The 21,764-nt window shown below is 62.1% G+C and carries 19 protein-coding genes and 2 pseudogenes; 7 read left to right on the forward strand and 14 right to left on the reverse strand.

The features are described from left to right. Nucleotides 1–47: 47 nt before the first annotated feature. From MCUHO_RS06895 to MCUHO_RS13070, 4 genes and pseudogenes are all read right to left on the reverse strand, one after another. Nucleotides 48–1,019 carry an ATP-dependent 6-phosphofructokinase gene (locus MCUHO_RS06895; protein WP_067075675.1) on the reverse strand — a complete coding sequence of 324 codons (972 nt, stop codon included), beginning with the start codon at nt 1,017–1,019 and terminating at the stop codon, nt 48–50. Then, entirely contained in the window at nt 1,016–2,227 is a 1,212-nt protein-coding gene (locus tag MCUHO_RS06900) for a phosphoglycerate kinase (protein WP_067075678.1), read from the reverse strand. The genes MCUHO_RS06895 and MCUHO_RS06900 overlap by 4 nt, the downstream gene beginning before the upstream one ends. 318 nt (nt 2,228–2,545) lie before the next feature. Continuing rightward, nucleotides 2,546–2,914: a PRC-barrel domain-containing protein gene (locus MCUHO_RS06905; RefSeq protein WP_067075681.1), complete on the reverse strand. Its 369-nt coding sequence runs from the start codon at nt 2,912–2,914 to the stop codon at nt 2,546–2,548. Between the two features lie 172 nt (nt 2,915–3,086). Further along, nucleotides 3,087–3,179, reverse strand: a pseudogene (locus MCUHO_RS13070) (ChaB family protein); the annotation flags it as partial. Between the two features lie 132 nt (nt 3,180–3,311). Between MCUHO_RS13070 and MCUHO_RS06910 the strand changes: the two are divergent. Together MCUHO_RS06910 and MCUHO_RS06915 are read left to right on the forward strand one after the other, a co-directional pair. Then, a complete protein-coding gene (locus tag MCUHO_RS06910; protein WP_067075684.1) occupies nt 3,312–4,421 on the forward strand; it encodes a TIGR04013 family B12-binding domain/radical SAM domain-containing protein in 1,110 nt (369 codons plus the stop codon). 3 nt (nt 4,422–4,424) lie between these two features. Further along, nucleotides 4,425–5,066, forward strand: a complete 642-nt coding sequence (locus tag MCUHO_RS06915) for a metallophosphoesterase family protein (RefSeq protein WP_067075687.1) — start codon at nt 4,425–4,427, stop codon at nt 5,064–5,066. On the opposite strand, the gene cyaB is transcribed toward MCUHO_RS06915, so the two are convergent. Together cyaB and MCUHO_RS06925 are read right to left on the reverse strand one after the other, a co-directional pair. Beyond that, nucleotides 5,053–5,583 carry a class IV adenylate cyclase gene (gene cyaB / locus MCUHO_RS06920; RefSeq protein ID WP_067075691.1) on the reverse strand — a complete coding sequence of 177 codons (531 nt, stop codon included), beginning with the start codon at nt 5,581–5,583 and terminating at the stop codon, nt 5,053–5,055. The genes MCUHO_RS06915 and cyaB overlap by 14 nt on opposite strands. A 44-nt stretch (nt 5,584–5,627) precedes the next feature. Then, nucleotides 5,628–7,133: an AAA family ATPase gene (locus tag MCUHO_RS06925; protein WP_067075694.1), complete on the reverse strand. Its 1,506-nt coding sequence runs from the start codon at nt 7,131–7,133 to the stop codon at nt 5,628–5,630. Nucleotides 7,134–7,272: 139 nt separating this feature from the next. Here MCUHO_RS06925 and MCUHO_RS06930 point away from each other — a divergent pair, with 139 nt between their 5' ends. From MCUHO_RS06930 to MCUHO_RS06950, 5 genes are all read left to right on the forward strand, one after another. Then, nucleotides 7,273–8,013, forward strand: coding sequence for a peptidylprolyl isomerase (locus MCUHO_RS06930; protein ID WP_067075697.1), 741 nt, complete (start codon nt 7,273–7,275; stop codon nt 8,011–8,013). Nucleotides 8,014–9,057: 1,044 nt separating this feature from the next. Beyond that, nucleotides 9,058–10,938 carry a ribosome rescue protein RqcH gene (gene rqcH / locus MCUHO_RS06935; protein WP_394328823.1) on the forward strand — a complete coding sequence of 627 codons (1,881 nt, stop codon included), beginning with the start codon at nt 9,058–9,060 and terminating at the stop codon, nt 10,936–10,938. Continuing rightward, entirely contained in the window at nt 10,935–11,960 is a 1,026-nt protein-coding gene (locus MCUHO_RS06940; RefSeq protein ID WP_067075703.1) for an mRNA surveillance protein pelota, read from the forward strand. The genes rqcH and MCUHO_RS06940 overlap by 4 nt, the downstream gene beginning before the upstream one ends. A 680-nt stretch (nt 11,961–12,640) precedes the next feature. After that, nucleotides 12,641–13,003 (forward strand): EMC6-like membrane protein, encoded by a 363-nt coding sequence (locus tag MCUHO_RS06945; protein WP_067075705.1) that lies wholly within the window; start codon nt 12,641–12,643, stop codon nt 13,001–13,003. A 6-nt stretch (nt 13,004–13,009) separates the two neighbouring features. Further along, nucleotides 13,010–14,779: a ribosome biogenesis/translation initiation ATPase RLI gene (locus MCUHO_RS06950; protein ID WP_067075709.1), complete on the forward strand. Its 1,770-nt coding sequence runs from the start codon at nt 13,010–13,012 to the stop codon at nt 14,777–14,779. A gap of 442 nt (nt 14,780–15,221) precedes the next feature. On the opposite strand, the gene MCUHO_RS06960 is transcribed toward MCUHO_RS06950, so the two are convergent. From MCUHO_RS06960 to MCUHO_RS06990, 8 genes and pseudogenes are all read right to left on the reverse strand, one after another. Next, entirely contained in the window at nt 15,222–16,385 is a 1,164-nt protein-coding gene (locus MCUHO_RS06960) for a ligand-binding sensor domain-containing protein (RefSeq protein ID WP_235808195.1), read from the reverse strand. After that, nucleotides 16,370–16,861: a chemotaxis protein CheD gene (locus MCUHO_RS06965; RefSeq protein ID WP_067075715.1), complete on the reverse strand. Its 492-nt coding sequence runs from the start codon at nt 16,859–16,861 to the stop codon at nt 16,370–16,372. The genes MCUHO_RS06960 and MCUHO_RS06965 overlap by 16 nt, the downstream gene beginning before the upstream one ends. Nucleotides 16,862–16,880: 19 nt before the next feature. After that, nucleotides 16,881–17,324 carry a chemotaxis protein CheC gene (locus MCUHO_RS06970; RefSeq protein ID WP_328585628.1) on the reverse strand — a complete coding sequence of 148 codons (444 nt, stop codon included), beginning with the start codon at nt 17,322–17,324 and terminating at the stop codon, nt 16,881–16,883. Between the two features lie 100 nt (nt 17,325–17,424). Continuing rightward, nucleotides 17,425–17,496 (reverse strand): annotated as a pseudogene (locus MCUHO_RS13110) (chemotaxis protein CheC); the annotation flags it as partial. A gap of 12 nt (nt 17,497–17,508) precedes the next feature. Next, on the reverse strand, nt 17,509–19,473 hold the full coding sequence (locus MCUHO_RS06975) for a chemotaxis protein CheA (protein ID WP_067075717.1): 1,965 nt from the start codon (nt 19,471–19,473) through the stop codon (nt 17,509–17,511). Beyond that, nucleotides 19,466–20,500, reverse strand: a complete 1,035-nt coding sequence (gene cheB / locus MCUHO_RS06980) for a chemotaxis-specific protein-glutamate methyltransferase CheB (RefSeq protein ID WP_067075719.1) — start codon at nt 20,498–20,500, stop codon at nt 19,466–19,468. The genes MCUHO_RS06975 and cheB overlap by 8 nt, the downstream gene beginning before the upstream one ends. 2 nt (nt 20,501–20,502) lie before the next feature. Next, nucleotides 20,503–20,865, reverse strand: coding sequence for a response regulator (locus MCUHO_RS06985; protein WP_067075720.1), 363 nt, complete (start codon nt 20,863–20,865; stop codon nt 20,503–20,505). Between the two features lie 69 nt (nt 20,866–20,934). Then, nucleotides 20,935–21,741, reverse strand: a complete 807-nt coding sequence (locus tag MCUHO_RS06990) for a CheF family chemotaxis protein (protein WP_067075722.1) — start codon at nt 21,739–21,741, stop codon at nt 20,935–20,937. Nucleotides 21,742–21,764: the final 23 nt, after the last annotated feature.

The raw sequence follows: 21,764 nt of genomic DNA on the forward strand, positions 1-21,764 counted from the left end.
CTGTCTGCTGCCCCATCCACCCCGGGGCTCGGGCAGCGTCTGCCCCCCTACTCCGAGAGGAACGGGAATATCCGCAACAGGTCCTTGTCGAGCGGCTTCTTCTTCTGCCAGGTCTCCTCGAGCGGGGTGCAGGTGAGGTTCCCGCCGACCTCCCCCACCATGCACCCGCTCCGCCCCTCCATCAGCGCCTCGACGGCGGCAAAACCGAGGAGGCTCCCGAGCACCCGGTCGCGCAGCGTCGGCGGCCCGCCCCGCTGGAGGTGCCCGAGGACGACGACGCGGGATTCGAAGTTGAGGCGTTCGCCGACCTCCCGGGCGATCGAGAAAGAGATTCCCGGCGTCTTCCCCTCCGCCACCACCACGATCGCGCTCTTTTTGCCGATGGAGAACCCTCTCTCGATGCGGTCGCTGATCCGATCGATCGAGACCGCTTCTTCCGGGATGATCAGTTCCTCGGCACCGCCGGCGATCCCGCTCTCGAGCGCCAGGAACCCGGCCGTCCTCCCCATCACCTCGATGAAGAAGAGGCGGTCGTGCGACCGGGCGGTGTCGCGGATGCGGTCGATCGCCTCGACAGCACAGTTCGCCGCCGTATCGAACCCGATGCAGTAGTCGGTCCCGTAGACGTCGTTGTCGATGCTTGCCGGCACCCCCACGAGCGCCGCCGTATCCGCATCGGCGGCAAGCAGGCTTCCCCCGTGAAACGTCCCTTCGCCCCCGATCAGGATGATCCCGTCAAGTCCCATCCGGTCGATGGCCGCGGCCGCCCGAAGCCGCCCTTCGCGGGTGTAAAAGTCCTTGTTCCGGGAGGTCTCGAGGATGGTGCCGCCCAGGTGGATGGTGTTACGGATGGCCTTCCGGTCGAGCGGCATCGCGTCGCCTGCGATGAGCCCGGTATACCCCCGGCGTATCCCGACGACGGCAAGGTCGTTCGCGAGCGCGGTGCGCACCGCCGCCCGGATGCAGGCGTTCATGCCGGGAGCGTCGCCCCCGCTCGTCAGGATGCCGATGCGCTTCATGGCGTCTCTGCATCGTCGAGCGCTTCAACGCCCGGGAGCAACTTACCCGCGAGCATGGCGAGGGCCGCCCCGCCGCCCGTCGAGACGTGGGTCATCTCGTCGGCAAGTCCGAACCGTTGCACCGCATCCGTGGTCGAACCCCCGCCGATGACCGTGGTGCCGCGGAGGTTGGCGAGGGCCGCGGCGATCCGGCGCGTCCCTTCCGCAAACTCCGGGACCTCGAAGACCCCCATCGGCCCGTTCCAGACGACGGTTCGCGCACCGCCGAGTTCCCGGGAGAACTCGTCGGCAGCCTCCGGCCCGATATCGGCGATGAGCCGGCCGTCCGGGACCTCCATTGCGGCCACAACCTCGGTCGGGGCACCCGCTTCCAGCCTCTCCGTGACGACGACGTCACGGGGAAGGATGAGGCGGACGCCGCGCTTTTCTGCATTCTCCTCGACCTTTCTGACGTCTTCCAGGCGGTCGGTCTCGACGTGCGACGCACCGGTCGGGTAACCCCGGCTCGCAAGGAACGTCGCCGCCATCCCTCCCCCGATGAGAAGGAGGTTCACCCGGGAGATGACGTTGTCGAGGACTTCCAGTTTGTCGCTCACCTTGGCACCGCCGATCACGGCGGCAAACGGCTGCTCGGGGTTCTCCAGGATCCGCGTGAAGGCGTCGACCTCCCTCTCCAGAAGGAGCCCGGCAACCGCCGGCAGGTGCTGTGGAACCCCCACGACCGATGCGTGGCCCCGGTGCGAGGCACCGAACGCATCGTTGACGTAGATCTCGGCAAGATCGGCGAGTTTTTCTGAAAAAGAGGGATCGTCGGCCCGCTCCTCCGGGTGGAACCGGAGGTTCTCGAGGAGGACGATATCCCCGTCGCTCATCGCCGCGACCGCGCTCTCCACCTCAGGCCCGATACAGTCCCGGAGCGCGACGACCGGCCGGTCCAGCAGTTCGGAGAGCCGGTTTGCCACGAGGGCGAGCCGTAACCGCTCAACGATCTCACCTTTCGGCCGGTCAAGGTGGGAGCAGAGGATCACCCGCGCCCCCTGCTCGCAGAGGTAGCGTATTGTCGGCAGGCTGGCTCGAATACGGGTATCGTCGGCGATTACCCCTTCCTCATCGAGCGGCACGTTGAAGTCGGCACGGACGAGCACCCTTTTGCCCCGCACGTCGATCTCCCGGACTGTCTTCTTCCGTCTTGGTATCACGTTCTGCATACCGGCATACCCCCGGAGCAGCGGAGAACGACAGGGTTTCCTTGCCGCGTGTGCGGGCAACCGTGCCCCCCTCTCCGGCCCCTGCCTGTCTTTTAACCGTTCCCCGCCGGATTACGGTGTCGCAGTGCATGCGTGCCCTCGCATATATACTGTTCGTAGCGCCACCCATGGCGCGGGTTCGGGGTGCGCCGCCCGGGAGACCCACGCGGCAAAGGCGGCGAGGCCGTCGTCCCGGGCTGCAGCCTCCTCAAAACAGTCGCCGGCCCCGGTTTTCGGCAGGGGCCGGCGGCGGTCGGATCTCGGGTCTCGTCGGCGGGTTCACCGCTCCATGCGGCGCTCCCAGTAGGGCGTGTAGCCGTAGTGGCTGTACATCCCGGTGAGCCAGCCGCGTTCGGCGGTCGTCGGCCAGTTGTCCTTGTCGAAGCCCGGTGCGTTCTCCAGCCGCTCTTTGGGCACGTCGAGGACGAAGGTGTCGTCGGTCGCGTTGTACTGCAGGGCCTCCCAGGGGACGGCGAAGAGTTTGTCGCCGAGCCCCAGGATCCCTCCGAACGAGAGGGCGGCATAGGCGACGCAGCCTTCGCTCGTATCGATCACGACGTCCTTGATCGTCCCGAGATCCTCACCCTGCGGGTTTCTGACGGAATAATCCGCGATATCCTTCCCCCGTATAATATTCCGTGTCTGCATCTCTGTAGCAGTTCCTCTCATCTGCATCACGTCTCCATGAATCGTGGAACGTCCTGTCCCACGGTAAGAGGGTGAATACCGGCCGGGGATATTTAATTCTTATTGGAATATAATTGTGGTCGGATGTGTGGAGCCACAGGAGCGTTCTCCCGGGCAGGCGCCGGAGCACGATCTAATGCTTCGCCTCCTCCCTTCTTCGCCACTCTCCGCCCGGCCCTTTCTCGTAGACCCGCTCCAGCGCCGCCCAGGTGGCCTTGTGGGCAACCTCCTCGCGCGCGTCTTCGACAGGTCGTCACCTTAATCGCGTGCCCGGAGAGATTGTTAGGATACATGCCGTGCAGGCGAAACCGCCGGGAAACCCGGTGAGCGCATGCTGCACGGCCGGAATACCCCTAATATGAAGGTCTACTGGCGACATATCCCCCAGGCGAACAACTCCTTCGCCGCGCTTGCCGCAGCGTGCGAGGTGCACGGATACGACCTCGAGGTGGCGGACGGGCCGCGCCCCGACGTCACCATCTACAGTATCAACTCCATCAACGAGCGCATCTACCGCGACGAGATCGCGGAGGCCGACTGCATAACGGTCGTCGGCGGCCCCCACGCCTCCGCCTGCTACCGCGAGGTGGCGGAGTACGCCGACTACGTCGTCGTCGGGGAGGGAGAGTACACCCTCCCGGCGCTTCTCTCCGCCATCGAGGAGGAACGAGACCCTCCTCCCGGGGTCGCCACCGCCGCCGGTTATACGCCCGCACGCCACACCGTCCTCCTCGACGGCTACCCGTCCTTCTCGCGGATCAAGGGGTTTGTCGAGATCACCCGGGGATGCCCGTTCTCCTGCGGCTACTGCCAGACGCCGCGCCTCTTCGGGCGGTGCATGCGCCACCGCTCCATCGACGAGATCGTCCGTTACGCCTCGCGCTACCGGGATATCCGGTTCGTCACCCCGAACGCCTTCGCTTACGGCTCCGACGGCGTTCATCTCCGCCTCGACAAAGTCGAGCGGCTCCTCCGGAGCCTCAAAGGCCGGGTCTACTTCGGCACCTTTCCCGGCGAGGTGCGCCCGGAGTGCGTCTCGCGGCAGTCCGTCGAACTCGTCCTCGACCACTGCACCAACACCCGCCTGCACTTCGGGGCGCAGTCCGGGAGCGATCGCGTGCTGCGCCACCTGCACCGCGGGCATACCGTCGAGGACGTCGTCCGTGCCTACGACCTCTGCCGGGAGCACGGGCTCGTTCCGGTCGTCGATTTCATCCTCGGACTGCCGTTCGAGAGCGACGACGATCAGCGCGCGACCCTCGACCTCGTGAAGATGGTTGCCCGGGGAGGGAAGGCGCACATCCACTACTTCATGCCGCTGCCCGGGACTCCTCTTCAGGACGGACGCCCCCGTCCGCTCCTTGTCGAGACGGAGAAGGTCCTCGGGAAACTTGCGCTCGACGGCAGAATTACCGGCTCGTGGATGGATCATGAGATAAGGTTTTTTAGACGCACTTCTCACTTATAGAGCATGACGGATGTGCTACTCTTAGCAGATCTGCACGGTAACTACGGAAAGCTTGACGCTTTTCTCAGCTACGACTACGATGCAGTCATCATTGCAGGCGACATAACCAATTTCGGTCCACTTGAGCCTGTAGATTCGGTACTCTCCAACTTCGAGGTACCGTGTTTCGCAATCCCCGGCAACTGCGATCCCCGCGAGATCATCGACGTGCTCGAGCGCTCAGATGCGGTCTGCCTGCACAATTCGTGGATCGCGCTCGGCAAGATCACGCTCGCGGGTCTTGGCGGTTCGAACAAGACCCCGTTCGACACACCGTTCGAGCTGACGGAGGAAGAGATCGATAAAGAACTCACCCGGATCACCAATCACATGGACAAAAATGTCCACAACGTCCTGCTCTGCCACGCCCCGCCGTATGAGGCGCTGGACACCGTCGAGGATAACCACGTCGGCAGCCAGAGCATCCGCAAGCACATGACCCGGTTCGATCTGGTCTGCTGTGCTCACATCCATGAGGCACGGGGCGTCACCGAGGTCGACGGCGTCAAGATCGTCAACCCCGGACCCGCTTCAGAAGGCTACGGTGCTATCATCCGTTTCGGGAAGGAGCCCAAAGATATCGATATCGACCTTATTGCTGTTTAAATAACAGCATCTCCAGATACGAGGTGTAGATCGGTGGACCGTCTACACCCAATTCTTTTACAATAGCCCCGATCCGGTCGGCGGCATCCTCTTTGTTCTCTTCTGTCAGGATCTCAACCTCGATGAACGTCCCGAGCCCTTCGACGTCGTCGAGCGTAACCGTCACGTCCCCCATCTCGTAGAACTCCCGCACCTTCGAGACCGTGGCGGCACGCCGGAACCCGAGACGGGAGAGGATTCCTTCAAGCGTCTCCCCGTCGGCGACCGCGAGGTTGAACTCCTCGCGGGCCTTTGCACTCCCGACCCGGATCTTCGGGCCTTTGTAGGTCACGGTTGCTCCGGTGTCGTCGTACCTGACTCTCAATGCTTCGTCCGTCTCTCCGAAATCGCGGTGGGGGGCGTTGTAGTAGACGTCGTGTTCCCGCTGTCTTCTCCCCATCCGCACTCCCTTCCGGCCGAGCCCGGCCCTGACGCTCTCCAGGTCTCCGACCGCAAATTTTGCTTCTATCTCGAGCATGCCAACTCTGCGTCAGATCGTCTCTCGGGAACGACGATAAACCCTCACCGTCCGGCCGTGAGCGCACCGGAGGCCCTCTGCCGGATGAGGTCCCTCTGCCGCTCTGCGGCCGCGAGGAGGGCGTCGTCTCCAAGATGCTCCGCGGAGACGATCGCCCGGTCAGTGAGCCGCAGGGCGGTATCGTGGTCGTCGCGATGGTGGAACCGGAGCCCGATCTCCAGGTTCAGGTCGGCGGCTTTCCCGTACTCGCGCGCGTGATAGAGGTGGCCGGCAAGCGAGAGGAGGACGTGCAGCCTGCCGGGGAGGCGATGTATGGAACGCTCGAAGCAGTCTGCAGCGCGGGCGTTGAGCGCAACCGTTGTTTCTTCAGAGAGGCCGTGTCTGCAGTGCTCTTGCAGGAGGGGGTGCGCGAAGGCATACTCGCCGCCGGGGAGGCTGCGGAAGACGCCGCTCTCCAGCAACCGGTCGGTCGCCGGTGCCACGCCCCCCTCCTGGAGATCGAGCATGCAGGCCATGACCGGCACGGGGAACGGGGGGTTCAAGACGCAGAGACCTTCCGTCCATGCCTTTACGGGCTCGGGGAGCGCGGCGAAGACAAGCCCTGCGGGATCTTCTGCGCCGGCGATGACGTCCGCAACGTTCTCCTGGGACGGTGCGAGTCCCCGGTTGCGCAGAGCGTTGAAGCAGGCTATGAGACGGAACGGGTCGCCCGATCTCTCTTCGAGGAGGCCGGCGGCTGCGTCGTCGATGGAGAAGTAAAACCGCCTTTTCCCGAGTTCCTGGATCTCGGCCGCTTGCATCCCGAAGAGTTGCACTTCGTGGATGCCGAGTTCCCGGATCTCCTCCTGCATCGCCGCGTATCCGGAACCGGCATCATCCTCTATCCGGCAGGTGAAGGCGAGGAGGATGCCGGGCGGGAGGTCGCGCACGACATCCCGGAGGAGGCGCCGGTCGTGGCTCGAAGCAAGGTGAACGTCGTCCAGGAGAACCGCCGCAACGTGGCCGGTCATGCTCATCTCTCTCCCGAGCTCCCTGAGCAGTTCCTCGAAGGCCTGGTATACGCGGTCGTATCCGACCTCGGGCGTTCGGGCGAAGACGCCGATGATCTCCTCGCCGGCCTTCGGGAGCAGGCCGATCGGCTCCACCGGCGCGGCGTATTTCTCGAAGACGTCGTCGGCGTACCGGATAGCCTCTTTCATGCTCTCGGCATCAAGGATGCTTGCGAACCTCGCGGATGCCGAGGTTCGCCGAAGATCGTTCAACAACTCCCGGAACGCAGCGAAGATCATCCCCGGGAGGTCGAAGACCTCCGCCCTGAGGACGGGGGACTCCCGCCCGTCGGGGCGTTCCTGCACCTCGTATGCGAGCCAGTTCAGGAGCGAACTCTTCCCGATGCCCGGCGGGCCGGAGATCATCACCGTCTGACCGCGCTCTCCCGCCCGCGAGAGGATGGTCGAGAGTTGCTCAAGTTCCTCCCGTCTGCCGCAGAACTCCTCTGGAGGCGATGGGGCGTATGAGACCCCGCCGACCTGCTGCTGTATCTCGTCCATGATCCCGCCGGGTGTTCCGGTAGACAGTATAAATACCATTCCATCCAAATAAAGTGGAACAACAAGACGCAGGCATGCGGCGGGCCGGTGCGGGAGGCGTACCGCGACCGTAGCGCATCCGCTATCCAAGGTGAATGGAATGGCACTTCAGGAAGGAGATTTTATCAGGCTCAGATACACCGGCCGCGTCGGTGAGAATATCTTCGATACCACGGATGAGGAGAACGCGAAGGAAGAGGGAATTTACAACCCACAGGCGGAGTACGGTCCTGTCACCGTTCGCCTGGGAGGCCATCACGTCATCGTCGGCCTTGAGGACGAGTTGATCGGAAAGGAGGTCGGCGCCGAGGGCGAGGTCGACGTCCCGGCCGAGAAGGGGTTCGGGGCGCACGAGGATGAAGCCGTAAAGTCCGTCCCGGTCACGCAGTTCCGCGAGAAGCCGCAGAGGGGGATGCGGATTGAGGTCGAAGGCCGCGAGGGCGTCGTCGTCGACGTCATCGGAAGACGCGCGGTCGTCGACTTCAACCACCCGCTTGCCGGCAAGACCCTGAACTACTCCTACGCGATCCTCGAGAAGGTCGAGGACCCGGTGGAGCAGATCAAGGGTCTCATCAAGCTCTTCTCGGGCAGAACCGATGTCGGGATCAGCATCGTCGACGGCACGGTCGAACTGGAGCTCCCTCCCGCGATCACCTACGACCGGCGCTGGATGGTCTGGCGGGGCACCCTCGTCCGCGAGATATTCGAGAACAACTCCGATATCAAGGACGTTGTCATGAAGGAGACGATCTCCCGCCCGAAGATGCCGGAGGCGGCACCGGAGGTCGTTGAGGCCGAAGAGCCCGCCGAGACCGAAGAGACGAAAGAGTCCGAGGAGTAATTCTCCTCTGCTCTTACGGTTTTTTCTTTTAACTTTGCTGAATCCCTTCTCTAAAGGCCGAATCGCCTCCAGAGTTATCCGCACATCATCGACTCACGGGAAGTGCGACGGTTCGTGAGCACGACTGCTGTCCAAGCAGGAGTTTGAGTAGCCGGAAGCGAGGGCAAAACCCCGTACGCTGAACCGTGGGGATATCGCGTCTGGAGGAGTGCGACTGGCCGAAGGTGCGATGTTCCTCTGGAACGGAGCTGGAGCACCGTTAGGAACGACGTTCCATGGGAACGGAGTTCGAGCACCGAAGGTGTGAGGCGCGGGGGCAGGAACACGAGAAGACTTCGTTCTTCGAAGGGGGGCATCCCCCTCCCTTGTCTCTACCTTACACTCGGACATCTGTAACCCCCACCCCGCCCGCGCTTCGCGCTCCTCCTCCGCACCTTCGGTGCTCAAACTCCCGCCGTCCGCTCCGCTCTCGGCAGTCGTTCCCCGCCCCTCAGGGCGGGGGCAGTGCGTGGCGATACCCCATTGAAAGCCGTGTATGAGTTGTGACTGACCGGAGGGCACAAACCAGAGCATCGGAGGGTGACATTCCTCTAGGAAGCGACGGTGTTTAGAGGATGGGGCGGGGAGCAGAAGCCGGGGGATGGGAATCTGAAAGAGGTGGGCGTTGAGGAGATTGTTTCTCAAAGTTTTTTGAGATTCTTTACTTAATTACGCTGCTCTCTTCGGTCACATGTCACCGTCTTCGGATTTCAGGTGGATATCGCCACGCGGGGCGGGGCTGGCGGGGAGGGCGACGTTCCGCAGGAACGGAGTTCGACCACCGTCAGGTGGCAAGGGGGGAGCATCCCCCCTCCCCTGCCCTTTCAAAGAACATCGTTCTTCTCGTGCTCCGTCCCTCGCACCTGACGGTGCTCACGCTCCTTGCCATCCCCGGCCCATTCCTCCGCCCGCTCCGCGCCAGATCAAGAGCCAGTCCCAACTGCCCGTACCCTTCTTTAGGTACCGGGCCGAATGTATTCTGAATCAATGGCGACACTACAGGGAATGAGCGGAGTCGATCTTCGGGCGCTGGTAGCGGAGGCTGCCGATCGCCTCCCGCTCTGGGTCGGCAAGATCTACCAGTTCGATGCGAAGACCCTCGGCATCAGGCTGAACGGTGAAGACCGGGCAAAATACTTCTTCCTCGTCGAGACGGGACGGCGCGCCCACTTCACCGCGGAGTTTCCTGTTCCTCCGAAGAACCCGCCCAGTTTTGCGATGCTGCTTAGAAAACATCTCGAAGGCGGGAAGGTGCTCGGCATCCGCCAGCTCGGGCTCGAGCGCACGGTAAGCCTCGATATCGGGAAGCGGGATACGACCTACCACCTCATCTTCGAACTCTTCGACGAGGGGAACGCCGTTCTCTGCGATGAAGCGTATACGATAGTCAAGCCCCTCTGGCACCACCGGTTCAAGACCCGGGAGGTGGTTCCGGGCGCGGTCTACGCCTTCGAAGGGTCAGACTGCCTGTCTCAGTCGCCGGAGGCGTTCCGGACGATGCTTGCAGAGTCCGACCGCGACATCGTCAGGACGCTCGCCGTCGGGTGCATGCTCGGCGGCGCGTATGCCGAAGAGGTCTGCCGGATGGCGGGCGTCGAGAAGAGCGCCGCCGCCGCGGAGGTGGACGCGGAGGCTGTCCGGGATGCGTTCGAACGGCTGATGACCGATGTAGGAGGACGCCGTGAGCCGGTGATAACGGCGTCCGGATGCTGGCCGGTGGTGCTTGCCGGCGAAGAGGTTCGCGAGCGGTTTGCGACCTTCAGTGAGGCCCTGGATGCGTTCTACCCGAAGACGGCGGGCGAGAAGCAGGGGCCCGCGGCCGAGAAGCCCCGCCTCTCCCAGGCGGAGGTGATCCGCCTGCGGCAGGCGGAGGCGATCAAGGGGTTCGAGAAGAAGATCGAGCGCTATGGGCGGATCGTGGAGGTGATCTACGAGAACTACACGGACGTTGCCGGGATCATAGCGACGCTCGACGAGGCGAGCAAAAACCGGTCGTGGCAGGAGATCGAGCAGATCCTGAAAGCGAACGGCGATAACCCTGCGGTAAAGATGGTCAGGGGCGTCCATCCTGCCGATGCGGCGGTCGATCTCGATCTTTCGGGGGAGCGGGTGAAGATTCACATCCACGAGACGATCGAGCAGAACCTCGGCCGCTACTACGACCAGATCAAGAAGTTCAAGAAGAAGAAGGCAGGCGCGCTCGTGGCGATGGAACGGACAGTTCCCGAGAAGCCCCGGACGAAACGGAACCTTGCCCTCCTGAAAAAGCGGTGGTATCACCGCTTTCGCTGGTTCACCACCAGCGACGGCATTCTTGTCATCGGCGGCCGCGACGCCTCCCAGAACGAGGAACTCGTCAAGAAGTATATGGAAGGGGGAGACCTCTTCGTCCACGCCGACGTCCACGGCGGGAGCGTCGTCATCGTGAAGGGCACGACCGAGCACCTTGACGAGGCCGTGCAGTTCGCCGCCTCCTACTCCAACGCCTGGAAGGTCGGGCACTTCACGGCGGACGTCTATGCCGCCCGGCCCGACCAGGTGAGCAAGACGGCCGAATCCGGCGAGTATGTGGCGAGAGGCGCCTTCATCGTCCGCGGCGAGCGGCAGTATTTCAGGAACGTGCCGCTCGGGGTGGCGATCGGTCTTGCGACAGCACCCGAGGTCGCCGTCATCGGCGGTCCCCCCGGTGCCGTCACCGGGCGTACGAAAGTGTGGGTGGAACTCCGTCCCGGCCAGTTCGAACCGAACGACACCGCAAGGAAGGTAGTCCGGGCACTCAGGGAGAAACTCTCGGAGGACGAGTGGAAAGGGCTCAAAAACGCCTTGAACACCGAAGCGGTCGCCGCTTTCGTCCCGCCGGGAGGCTCCGATATCGTGGAATCATGAAGGCCGAAGTCCGGGAGATGAAGAGGCAGTTCGGCGAGATACGTCTCTTCCCGGAGACGCTCGACGACCTCTGGCACCTCTCCCACCTGGTCGGGCCGGGGGATCTCGTCTTTGCGACGACCTTCCGGAGCGTGGAGGCGGCGACCGACAAACTCCGGCCGGAGAAGGTCGAGAAGCGGCCGGTGCGGCTCGGGATCCGGGTCGAGAAGGTGGAGTTCCACCAGCATACGAGTCGTCTCCGGATCGCCGGCGTCATCGAGAGCGGGGTGGATGTCTCCGCACACCACACCTTGAATGTCGATGCCGGGTTCGAGATCTCGGTCGTCAAACGCTGGCGTGCCGTCGACTGCGAACGGATCCGGCGGGCGGTCGACGCCTCTGAGTACGGCGTGGTTCACGTCGTGAGCGTCGAGGAAGGAGAGGCGCAGGTCTACCGGCTGCGCCAGTTCGGCCCGGAGTGGGTGACGACCGTCACGATCGGGAGCAGCAAGGGTGCCGAGACCGGTACCCGGTCGGCGCTCTTCGAGAAGACGCTTGAGACGGTCGCCGCGGTCACCGGCCCTCTCGTCGTCGCGGGCCCGGGGTTCGTGAAGGACGAGTTCGCGGAGTACGTGAAGGCCCGCGCTCCCGATCTCGCCGGGAGGATGGTCGCCGTCGAGACCCGGCGCATCGGGCGGGGCGCCGTGCAGGAGGTGATCGGGCAGGGGATCCTTGACCGGCTGCTCGGCGACCTGCATCTTGCACGGGAGGTCGCGCTGATGGACGAGGTTCTGCTCCGGATCGCGACCGAGGGCGCCGTCGTCTACGGCATCGACGAAGTCCAAAAAGCGGTTGCCTACGGGGCGGCGGAGACGGTGCTGGTCGCCGACACCCTGCTCCGGGACAATGAGGCTACGGGCGTCATCGAGAAGGCCGAGCGCGTCAACGCCACGATCGTGGTGCTGAGCACCGAGTTCGAGCCCGGGGAGCGTCTTGACGCAATCGGCGGCGCCGCGGCGCTTCTGCGGTATAAGATCGAGTGAGGCCTGAAGGATTTTCATTCCGGGAGTTTGAGCACCGTTAGTGCGATTTACGTGACAGAACGGTCTCAATCAAGGACAAAGCCCCGTACAGTGGACTGCGGGGATATCGCCACGCGGGGGAGGCGGCTCGCGGGGAGGGGGGATGCTCCCCCCTCCCCTGTTTCTACCCTGTAAGGCTATACCTGCAACCCCCACCCCGCCCGGCCTCCGGCCTCCTCCTCCGCACCTTCGGTGCTCAAACTCCTGCCGTCCGCTACGCTCCCGGCAGTCGTTCCCCGCCCCAAGGGGCGGGGGCAGTGCGTGGCGATATCCGGTGGAAAGCCGTGTCCGGGGATGCGCGACAGCATGAGCATAGAAGCCCCTCGATATTCGAGAATCGAGCAGATACTGCGCGATATTTGAGTGTGACCAAGTCTGAGACCTCCAAAAGCCGGGACGCCCCCTGCACACCCTCACCTCTCCTGATATATCTCCCGCGAGAAGAACAATCACAGATGACCCCGCTCCGCCGCCCCTCCTGCCCCGCCGGGCGGGAGGTACCTATCTTTTATTACCGGAGAACGCCCTATTATGTAGTAATTCCGTCAATCCCGGGAAGCGGCCAGAAGTCGGTTTGCTCCCGTCGGGCTGTCGCCCCGAAGGGGCTTCCCTTTCAGGAATGGCGCAACACTGGTGTCACGATGAGCGAGAATGCGGTAGCAGCAGAGTCTGAAAAGACACGGCCACGGACGCGTGCCGAGAAGCAGGCCGAGCACAGAAATCGGATAACACGGACGCTTGTAGCCTGCTTCATGGGCATCCTGGCCGGGGGACTCTCGTTCTACCTCTCCGGCACGCCCGACCCGGCGAGCGGTCTTCAGGAAAACGCCATCATCGGCATCCTTCTTCTCATGGCGGGCGTCGTCTTCCAGAAACACATCTTCATGCTCATCCGGATCGACCACATGGCCCTGACCGGAAAGGACTGGTTCTACCAGAGTTTCATGACGTTCGCGCTCTGGTTCATGACCTGGACAATCCTTCTGACTACCACCGTTCTGTGATCACCCATGCGTATTGCTGTTGTACACCGTGATCGGTGTCACCCTGTCAAGTGCGGCACCGAGTGCATCCTCTACTGCCCTCGTGTCCGAACCGGCGACGAAACCGTCGTCATCGGCGAAGACCAGAAGGCTGTCATATCCGAAGAACTCTGTGTCGGGTGCGGTATCTGCGTGAAGAAGTGCCCCTTTCAGGCGCTCGACATCGTCAATCTCCCCGAACAACTCGACCAGCCGACCCACCGCTATGGCCAGAACGGCTTCGTCCTCTACGGCCTCCCGATCCCCGTCGAGGGGAAGGTCACGGGCATCCTCGGCCCGAACGGCATCGGGAAGAGCACGTCGGTGAAGATCCTCTCGGGGACGCTCGTCCCGAACCTGGGGAGAACCGATGCCGAGATCTCCTGGAAAGAAGTCCTCGACCTCTACCAGGGAACCGAACTCTTCGACTACCTCCAGTTGCTCTCGCAGAAGAACGTGAAGGTCGCGGTAAAACCGCAGTATATCGACCAGATCCCGAAGGTCTTCTCCGGTTCGGTGCGCGACCTTCTTGGAACGACGGACGAGCGCGGCAAACTCGACTACTACATCGACCGGCTGTCGCTCAAGGCGGTCGTCGACCGGCCGATCACGACCCTCTCCGGCGGTGAACTCCAGCGGGTGGCGCTCGCCGCCTGCCTTGCGCGTGACGCCGACTTCTACTTCCTCGACGAGATCACGCCCTACCTCGACGTCTACCAGCGGATGGCCGTCGCGAACCTGATCCGGGAACTCGCCCTGGAGCGGCCGGTCGTGATCGTCGAGCACGACCTTGCCATCCTCGACATGCTCGCCGATACCGTGCATATCGCCTATGGAGAACCGGCGGTCTTCGGCGTCATCACCTACCCGAAAGGCGTCCGGGTGGGGATCAACCAGTACCTGGAAGGCTTCCTCCCGGAGGAGAACGTCAGGTTCAGGACGTATGCGGTGACGTTCGATACCCGTGCGCATGCTTCCGACGTGAACCGGGAGGTGCTGCTTGAGTTCCCGGCGATGACGAAAGCGTTCGAGCAGTTCTCGCTCACCGTCGACGGCGGGGAGATCCGGAGCGGCGAGGTTCTCGGGGTGCTCGGGGCGAACGGTATCGGGAAGAGCACGTTCGCCCAGCTCCTCGCCGGGGTGCTCGAGCCTGATACGGGGGCGATGGATACCCGGGTGCGGATCTCCTACAAGCCCCAGTACCTCAAAGGCGACACGGAGGCGACCGTCGAGGAGGTTCTCCGGCAGACGACGACGAAGTTCGACACGTCGTACTACCAGCACGAGATCTTAGAGCCGCTCTCCCTTGCGCAGTTCCTCCAGGCGCCCATAAACACGCTCTCGGGCGGCGAACTCCAGCGCGTGGCGATAGCGGTCTGCCTCTCGCGCGACGCCGACCTCTACATCCTGGACGAGCCGAGCGCCCATCTCGACGTGGAGCAGCGGGTGAAGATCTCAAGGATGATCCGGAAGCATGCCGAAGGGCGGGAGGCGAGCACGCTCGTGATCGATCACGACATCTACGTCATCGACATGATCAGCGACCGTATCCTGGTCTTCGAGGGCGAGCCGGGCATCAGCGGCAAAGCCGCCGGGCCGTTCGACATGGCGCCGGGCATGAACCGGTTCCTCGAGGCGCTCGGGATCACCTTCCGGCGAGACAAGAGCGGAAGGCCGCGGATCAACAAGCCCGGCTCGTTCCTCGACCGGGAGCAGATCGCCGCCGGGGAGTATTATTATACTGAGATCTCGAAGTAGTGAGCGGGGCGGGAAGTTCTTTTCTTTTCCGGTGGACTGCTGGTGGTAGTCCTGAAGGTTTAATTGGAAATAGGGTCGTGTTCGTCAGCGTTCCCGAACACGGATTTCTGGTGGCTATCGCGTCTGGGGAGGGGTTGCAGGGGAGGGGGAGACCCCCCTCGAAACTCTTCGAGTTTCTCATGCTCGCTACGCTCGCACTCCCCTTTGTCCCCACCCCCCGTGGCGATTCTCCCACGGTCCAGTGTATCGGGTTTTCGCGCCTCTAACGACCCGTCAATCTCGTAAAAGGAGGATAGATTGTGATTTCCCGATAGCAGAGCCGTTTCTACCCTTCTAGAACCAATCCTAACTAACCCAAATGGCGGCCCAAACACGCCCGCGCTCTGCCATGGTATCCAGAAAGCCGGCGTTCCTCCCCCCGTTCTGCGCTCTCAAGCCCCGTTCACCCACGGCTCACCGCGCCGATCAACCCTTCAAAAAAAGCCCAAATCCCGTCAAACAGCCCGGCACTCTCTTCAGGTCTCTCCACCGGTGCCGGGGTCGGAGGCAGGGGCGTCCCGGTCGTCACCGGTGTCGGCACCGGGACAGCGGAGAGATCGAGGGTGGCGAGTTCCGTCATCGGCGGGATGTAGCCCACGTTTCCCGGAACGACGAACCAGCACCGGCCGTAGGCGTCGACGAAGAGTTTCTTGACGGCATTTACACGGATACCGTCTCCGGCCGTGATATGCAGGGCGACCCCCGACGAGTTCCACCCGTATATCCCGTTATCGGATGCGATGTAGAGCATCCCTTCGGGCGTCGTTGCGACGTCGTTGATCGTGACCGGGAACGTGCTCAGGTTTCCGGCGTTGAGGACCTGTGTAACCCCTGTATCGGGGGCGTAATGGAGAACCGTCGTGCGGTTGAAGAGATACACCCCCCCGAACGGATCGACCCGCACCTCGGATACCCGGCGAAGTGTGTCGCTACCGTAGGTGACCTGCTCGAAGCGGACGTCGCCTGTCCGATCTTTGAGCACCCGGATACCGTCGCTCTCCGACCCGATGACGAGCGCATCGCTCGCGGCATCGACCGCCATGCTCACGACAGTATAGCACCCGAGCCCTTCGGGCCCGGCAGGCTTGTACCATGTCCAGACATCGCCGTGGCAGCGGTGGAGGCCCGCCCGCCCGGTGGCAACCCACACCTCGTCCCCCCACCGTGCGATGCAGTTGATGTTGAGGTTCTTGAGGAACTGCAGATCCTGGACGGCGCGGTATCCCGCCCCGTCTCCGATCTGCAGACCGTTCGGATACCCGAGCCAGAGGTGCCCCTCCGCATCGAGCGCGACCGAAGTGACCATGGTCTCGATAGGCGCGAGCGACCCATAGGCCGTCTCCCCGGGATGCCTTGCGTTGACCGAATACCAGGTGCCGTTCTCCGTGTACACGGAGATGCCGCCGTCGGTCGCAAAGATGACGTCTCCATACCGGCCGTTGATCACGTCCTTTACCCCGGCGGACGCGATACCCGAACTATAATCGGGCACATCGATATAGAGGGCTGATACGAAGGGGACGAAGAAGGATGCCGCGGCTAATATGAGTATCAGAGCGCGTCGCATGTCCCGTCCGCTCTCTTGATGATGAGGCGGCCCTTTCCTTCCGGCCAGTAATACACGGACCGCCCGACCTTTCCGCCGGTCTCCTCGTGCTCGATTCGGATGCCCTGTTCCTGAAGCAGTTCCTTCACTGCGGCGGCGTTTCGCTCGCCGATGTTCAGGGAATTGGCCGAGAACTCAAACATGCTTGCACCGCCGACCACAATTGCGGCGATCGAGGATTTTATGCTCCCGGCTTTCCCCATCTCTTCAAGGAGAGCAGACATGGCAGTATCTGCGAACTTCCCGGGACGATCGGTACTCCCTCTGCTCTCGGGGAGCATGATATGGGCGAGCCCCGCAAGGGATCTCCGCTGGTCGTGCAGGATGAGCGCGATGCAGGAACCGAGCCCAATCGTCCCCATCGGACACATCCCGACCCGGAGTTCACCCAGGCCCAGGATTATTGCCGTTTCTTCACCAAAAAAATTGTTCTCCATGGTATATCCCGGATACCGGTTATGAGAGCGGTTCCATCATCCGTTCGAGCATGAGGAAGAGCTGCTGGGTAAGTTCGGCGTTCGGAAGCATGTAGATGCTCCCGTAGACGGGCGGCGCCTCGCTCGTGAGCTCGGTGTTGAAGATCAGCACGTCGTTCACGTCGCCGGCCACCTGCGCGACGATGGACTCGAAGGCGGCATGCGCCATGTCGATGGCCAGCGCCGGGGGAGACGGGAGCATGACGATACCCAGCAGTTCGGCTGTCGCATCGAGAAATGCCGATATCATGATGTTCCCGATCTCGATCGCAGCGCTCTGATCCATCTCGTTGATCTCGCGATCGGTATCGGCATCGATGGTGCCGAGCATCTGGTTGGTCAGCTGGATGACGGTCTCCCGGGGCATGCTGACGACGACATATCCACCGTCCGCGACCTCGCCCTGAATCTGGAAGACGACCATGGCGGTTATCTCGTTGCTGATTGTGCAGATCGGCGATATCGACGGCCTGTACCTCCGGCACCGTCATCTCGATGGGGCTCATCAGCATCTGCGATAGCGACGTTGCCGCGTGTGCGGCACCGATATTCCCAAACTCTGCCAGCGCATCCTTCTGAAATGGATCCAGTTCCATGAATATCTTCTCCTAAATCATTGTATTTACATCGAGTACCGGCACGACGTCCCCGTCTCCGGGGATGGTGATCCCGCTGATCCCGCGGCAGTTGCCTGCAATGCTGGAGAGCGGTTTCACCACCACTTCCTGCTGGCCGTCGACGGAATCGACGACGATGCAGCATCTCCTGCCGTCGTTCTGCAGCACGACCAGTGTGTTGCTCTCCCCTGCCTGGCCGAACATGTCCTCCAGGCGGTGCATGGGGAGGGTCTGGTCCCGGAGCAGAATCGCCTCGCTGTTGCCGATCCGATGAATTGCCTCCGGCCTCGTCAGCGCCACCTCGACGACGTTGCTGATCGGGATGGCGCACCGCCTGCCGTTGATATGCACCATCATGACATCGATGATCGCCATCGTCGGGGGAAGGACCAGCTCGAACTTGGTTCCTTTGCCGACCTTGGTCTCGACCTTGATCGAGCCTTTGAGCGATTCGATCGTCTTCTTGACCACATCGAGGCCGACGCCCCTGCCGCTGATGTCGGTGATCGTCTCTGCCGTGCTGAACCCGGGCTCGAAGAGCAGGCCGACCAGTTCGTCTTTCGTTGCGTTTGCCGCCGTTTCAGCCGTCATGAGGCCTTTCTCAACGCCTTTCCTCCGGAGTTTCTCGGGATCGATGCCGGCACCGTCGTCCTCGATCTCGATGATGACGTTGTCCTTGTCCCTCCTTGCCATCAGCCGCAGCGATCCTTTCGGGGGTTTACCGCTGGATTCCCGGACATCCGGCGTCTCGATGCCGTGGTTCACGGCGTTCCTGATGAGGTGCAGGAGCGGGTCGGAGAGCCCGTCCATCATGCTGCGATCGAGTTCGGTCTCGCCGCCCTCGATGGTGAACTCGACCTCTTTCCCGTCATGGTTCGCAACGTCCCGCACGACCCGAGGAAGGCGGTTGAAGATACGTTCGAGCGGCATCATCCGGATCCCCATCATGAGGTTCTGAAGATCGGAGACCGAACGGCCGACCATGGAGAGCGCCTCGTCGAACTCCTTGATGCCGTGCTTCTTCGCGATCAGTTCGAGCCGCCCGCGGTTGATGACCAGATCCTCCACCAGGTTCATCATCCGGTCGAGCCGCTGGATATCGACGCGGATATTCTTGATCTCCCGGCTCTTCTCGGCTTTCATCACCCGCTGCACCTGTGGTTCCGGAGCCGGTTCGGATTTTTGGGTCCCTTCGCTCGCGGCCGGGGGTATTACGGCCGGAGTCGTCGGCAGCGACTGCGGTCTGGAGAGAGCAAGAAACGAGAGTTCCGTGCCGGAAGCGATTGTCATGAGCGCGTCCTCTCCCGCCTCGCTCTCGATAAGAATCTCGAACGGCCCCTCGAACTTCCCGTCCTCGAGAAGTTCCCGTGAGGGGGTCGTCGCGTGGATCGTCCCGATCTCTTCCAGGTTCTGCAGGAGCAGTATCGCCCGAACGTCCTTCATGGTGCTGGACGGGTCGACGGCAACCGTCAGCGTATACAGCGGGCGATCGTCGGCGTCTCCTTCTGGTGCTGAAGGAGCCTCGGCCGGGGGCGCCTCACCGGGAGGTGGTTCCTGCTCGTCTTCCCCCTCTTCTTCGGCAAACACCAGGAGTTCCTGAACCAGAGTTGCGGACTGCTCGTCGGACGGCATCCCTCCTGCCTCGATGGCATCCAGCATCCCCTCGATAGCATCGGTACAGGTGAGCAGAAGATCGGTGAGCGACGCGGTCACCTCGCGCCGCCCGTTCCTGATGAGGGAGAATACGTCTTCCATCGAGTGGCAGAGATGCTCCATTGCGTCAAAGCCCATCGATGCAGACATCCCCTTGAGCGTATGTGCGGACCGGAAGATCTCGTCGATGGCTGCCTGCTGGTCGTCCCCGGTCTCAAGGGCAAGAAGGTTGTTCACGATGTTCTCGTGATTCTCCCGCGACTCCTCAACAAACAGCTTCCGATACCCCTCTTCATCAAACATGATTCACCTCGAGTTTTCCGACTGCTCTCGCGATCTCGCGTGCGAGACCCTCGAACGGAACCACCTTGTCGACGCAGTCCCTGGTGAGAGCGGAGCGTGCCATCCCGTATACGAGACAGTCCTCTTCGGCGCATACCATCGTTTTGCCGCCTGCAGTCTTCACCGCGAGCATTCCCTCGCCGCCGTCGTTCCCCATCCCCGAGAGGAGCACGGCAACGGTGCGCGGGCCGAATACGCGTGCTGCAGAGGCAAATGTCTTGTCGACGGCAGGCCGAACCGCGTGCAGGCGGGGGGCGGTCGAGTGGATGATTCGCCCGTGGTTCTTCCCGTTGCCCGATGCGACTCCTGAGATGACGGTATGGAATCCGGCCTTTGAGATCAGGACGGTTCCGGTATCGAGGCTGTCTCCGTTCCCGGTCTCTTTGACGGGGAGAGCAGAGACTCTGTTCAGGCGCTCGGCGAGCGATGCGGTGAACCCCTCGGGCATGTGCTGGGTGACGACGACCGCCGCGGGCAGGTCCTGCGGAAGCGCGGAGAGGAGCGTGTCGAGCATCGGTGGGCCCCCGGCAGAAGAACCTATCAGAACGATTGCATCCGCCTCATCCCGTCTGACTTCGGTGGATTTTACGATCGTGGGGAGCGTGACAAGGTTCCTGATCTTCTGGATGAGTTCTCTCTCGATGCCCCTGACGTTCGGAACGTCCCTCGGTTTGAGCATGAAGTCGTCCGCCCCGAGCCGCAGCGCCTGGTGGGTCATATCGGCCTGGCGGGACGTCAGGGTGCTCAGGACGATCACTTTCGGTTTCGCGCGGACATCCTGAAGCGCCTCGAGCGTCTCAAGGCCGTTCATCCGGGGCATCTCGATGTCGAGCGTGACGACGTCGGGTTTTAGAGCGGATATCTTTTCGAGGGCATCGATGCCGTTGACCGCCGTTCCGACCACTTCAATATCCGGACTGTCTTTGAGTAGATCCCGGAGTATCGTACGGATGAAAAGCGAGTCGTCGACGATCAGAACCCGTATCATGGTTACGCACTGAGGACGTTCTTGACTTCTTCGAGAACTTTCGGAGCCTGGAACGGTTTGACGATGTAGCCTCGTGCACCGCTCTTGACGGCAAGTTTGACCATCTGCTCCTGGCCGACCGCCGTACACATGACGATTTTTGCTGCCGGATCGGCCGCTTTGATGGCCTTGAGCGCCTCGATCCCGTTCATCTTCGGCATGACCACGTCCATCGTGACGAGGTCGGGCTTGAGTTCCTGATATTTGGCGAGGGCCTCCGCCCCGTCCGCTGCCTCACCGACGATGTCGTGCCCGCCGGAGAAGAGGATATTCTTCAGCAACGTTCTCATAAACATTGTATCATCGACGATTAGGATTCTCCCCATCGAACACCACTCTTTGAATATTTGATAAAAAAGTTATATATGTCTTCTTATTTTGAAGAAATAAAGTTTTTAATCCAATGGAGATTTTACAGACTCTGAGATGTATCTTACACCTTTCGGGGTTAGTTGCACTTCCTTCCTGACGTAGAGCACTTCGGCGAGTCCTGAGCCGAGGAGATTCTCGTAGATGGCGTCGAGTTCTTTGTGCGAGAGTTTCAGCATGTTCTCGATGGCGCTTGAGTCCATCCCGCTGTACACGAGCATGGCCACCTGCCCTGTCAGGGGATCGATCTCCTCGCGGGTCTCGGTATCGTGTGTCGCCTCTTTGAGGAAGTTGTAGAGAACCTGGAGCGTCGTCAGCGGGCAGAGGACGAAGCTCGTCACAAGTTCGTTCTCGATCAGGTGATCGATCTTCACGACGTCGAGATTCTTCTCCTGGATCTCCCTGGACGTAAGTTCGATGCCGGTCACCTCTTCGAGCGGGATGCAGACCTGCTTCTCCGGGCTCGTGAACCAGATCCCGGTCTTCATGACGGTGATCGCGCCCTTCTCCCATTGGGCGTTCTGGACGAGCACCCCCCCACGGATTGCGGGCGACATGAAGAAAGCGTTCAGCCGGTAGGCGCTGGCCTGGGTGATGATGAACTTCTTTAAGACCAGGAGGACCTTCTCGACCGATGCGATACGGTAAACGGCTTCTCCGTCTGCCCCGACGGTAATGAGCACCTGGTTCTTCTTCTCCTCGAGATCGACCACGGACTTGTAAGGGATCTCCTGATTAAGAGGGGCATCAATGCGGAAACGGTCCTCAGCGATACCCATCGTCGTCGGGACCCACTTGCCTTCGTGCTCGACCTTTACCGGAACCGATTTCATCCTTTCCTCCCCTACCTCCCTGT

The sequence above is a fragment of the Methanoculleus horonobensis genome (genome assembly GCF_001602375.1).
In the GTDB taxonomy this organism is placed as follows: domain Archaea; phylum Halobacteriota; class Methanomicrobia; order Methanomicrobiales; family Methanoculleaceae; genus Methanoculleus; species Methanoculleus horonobensis.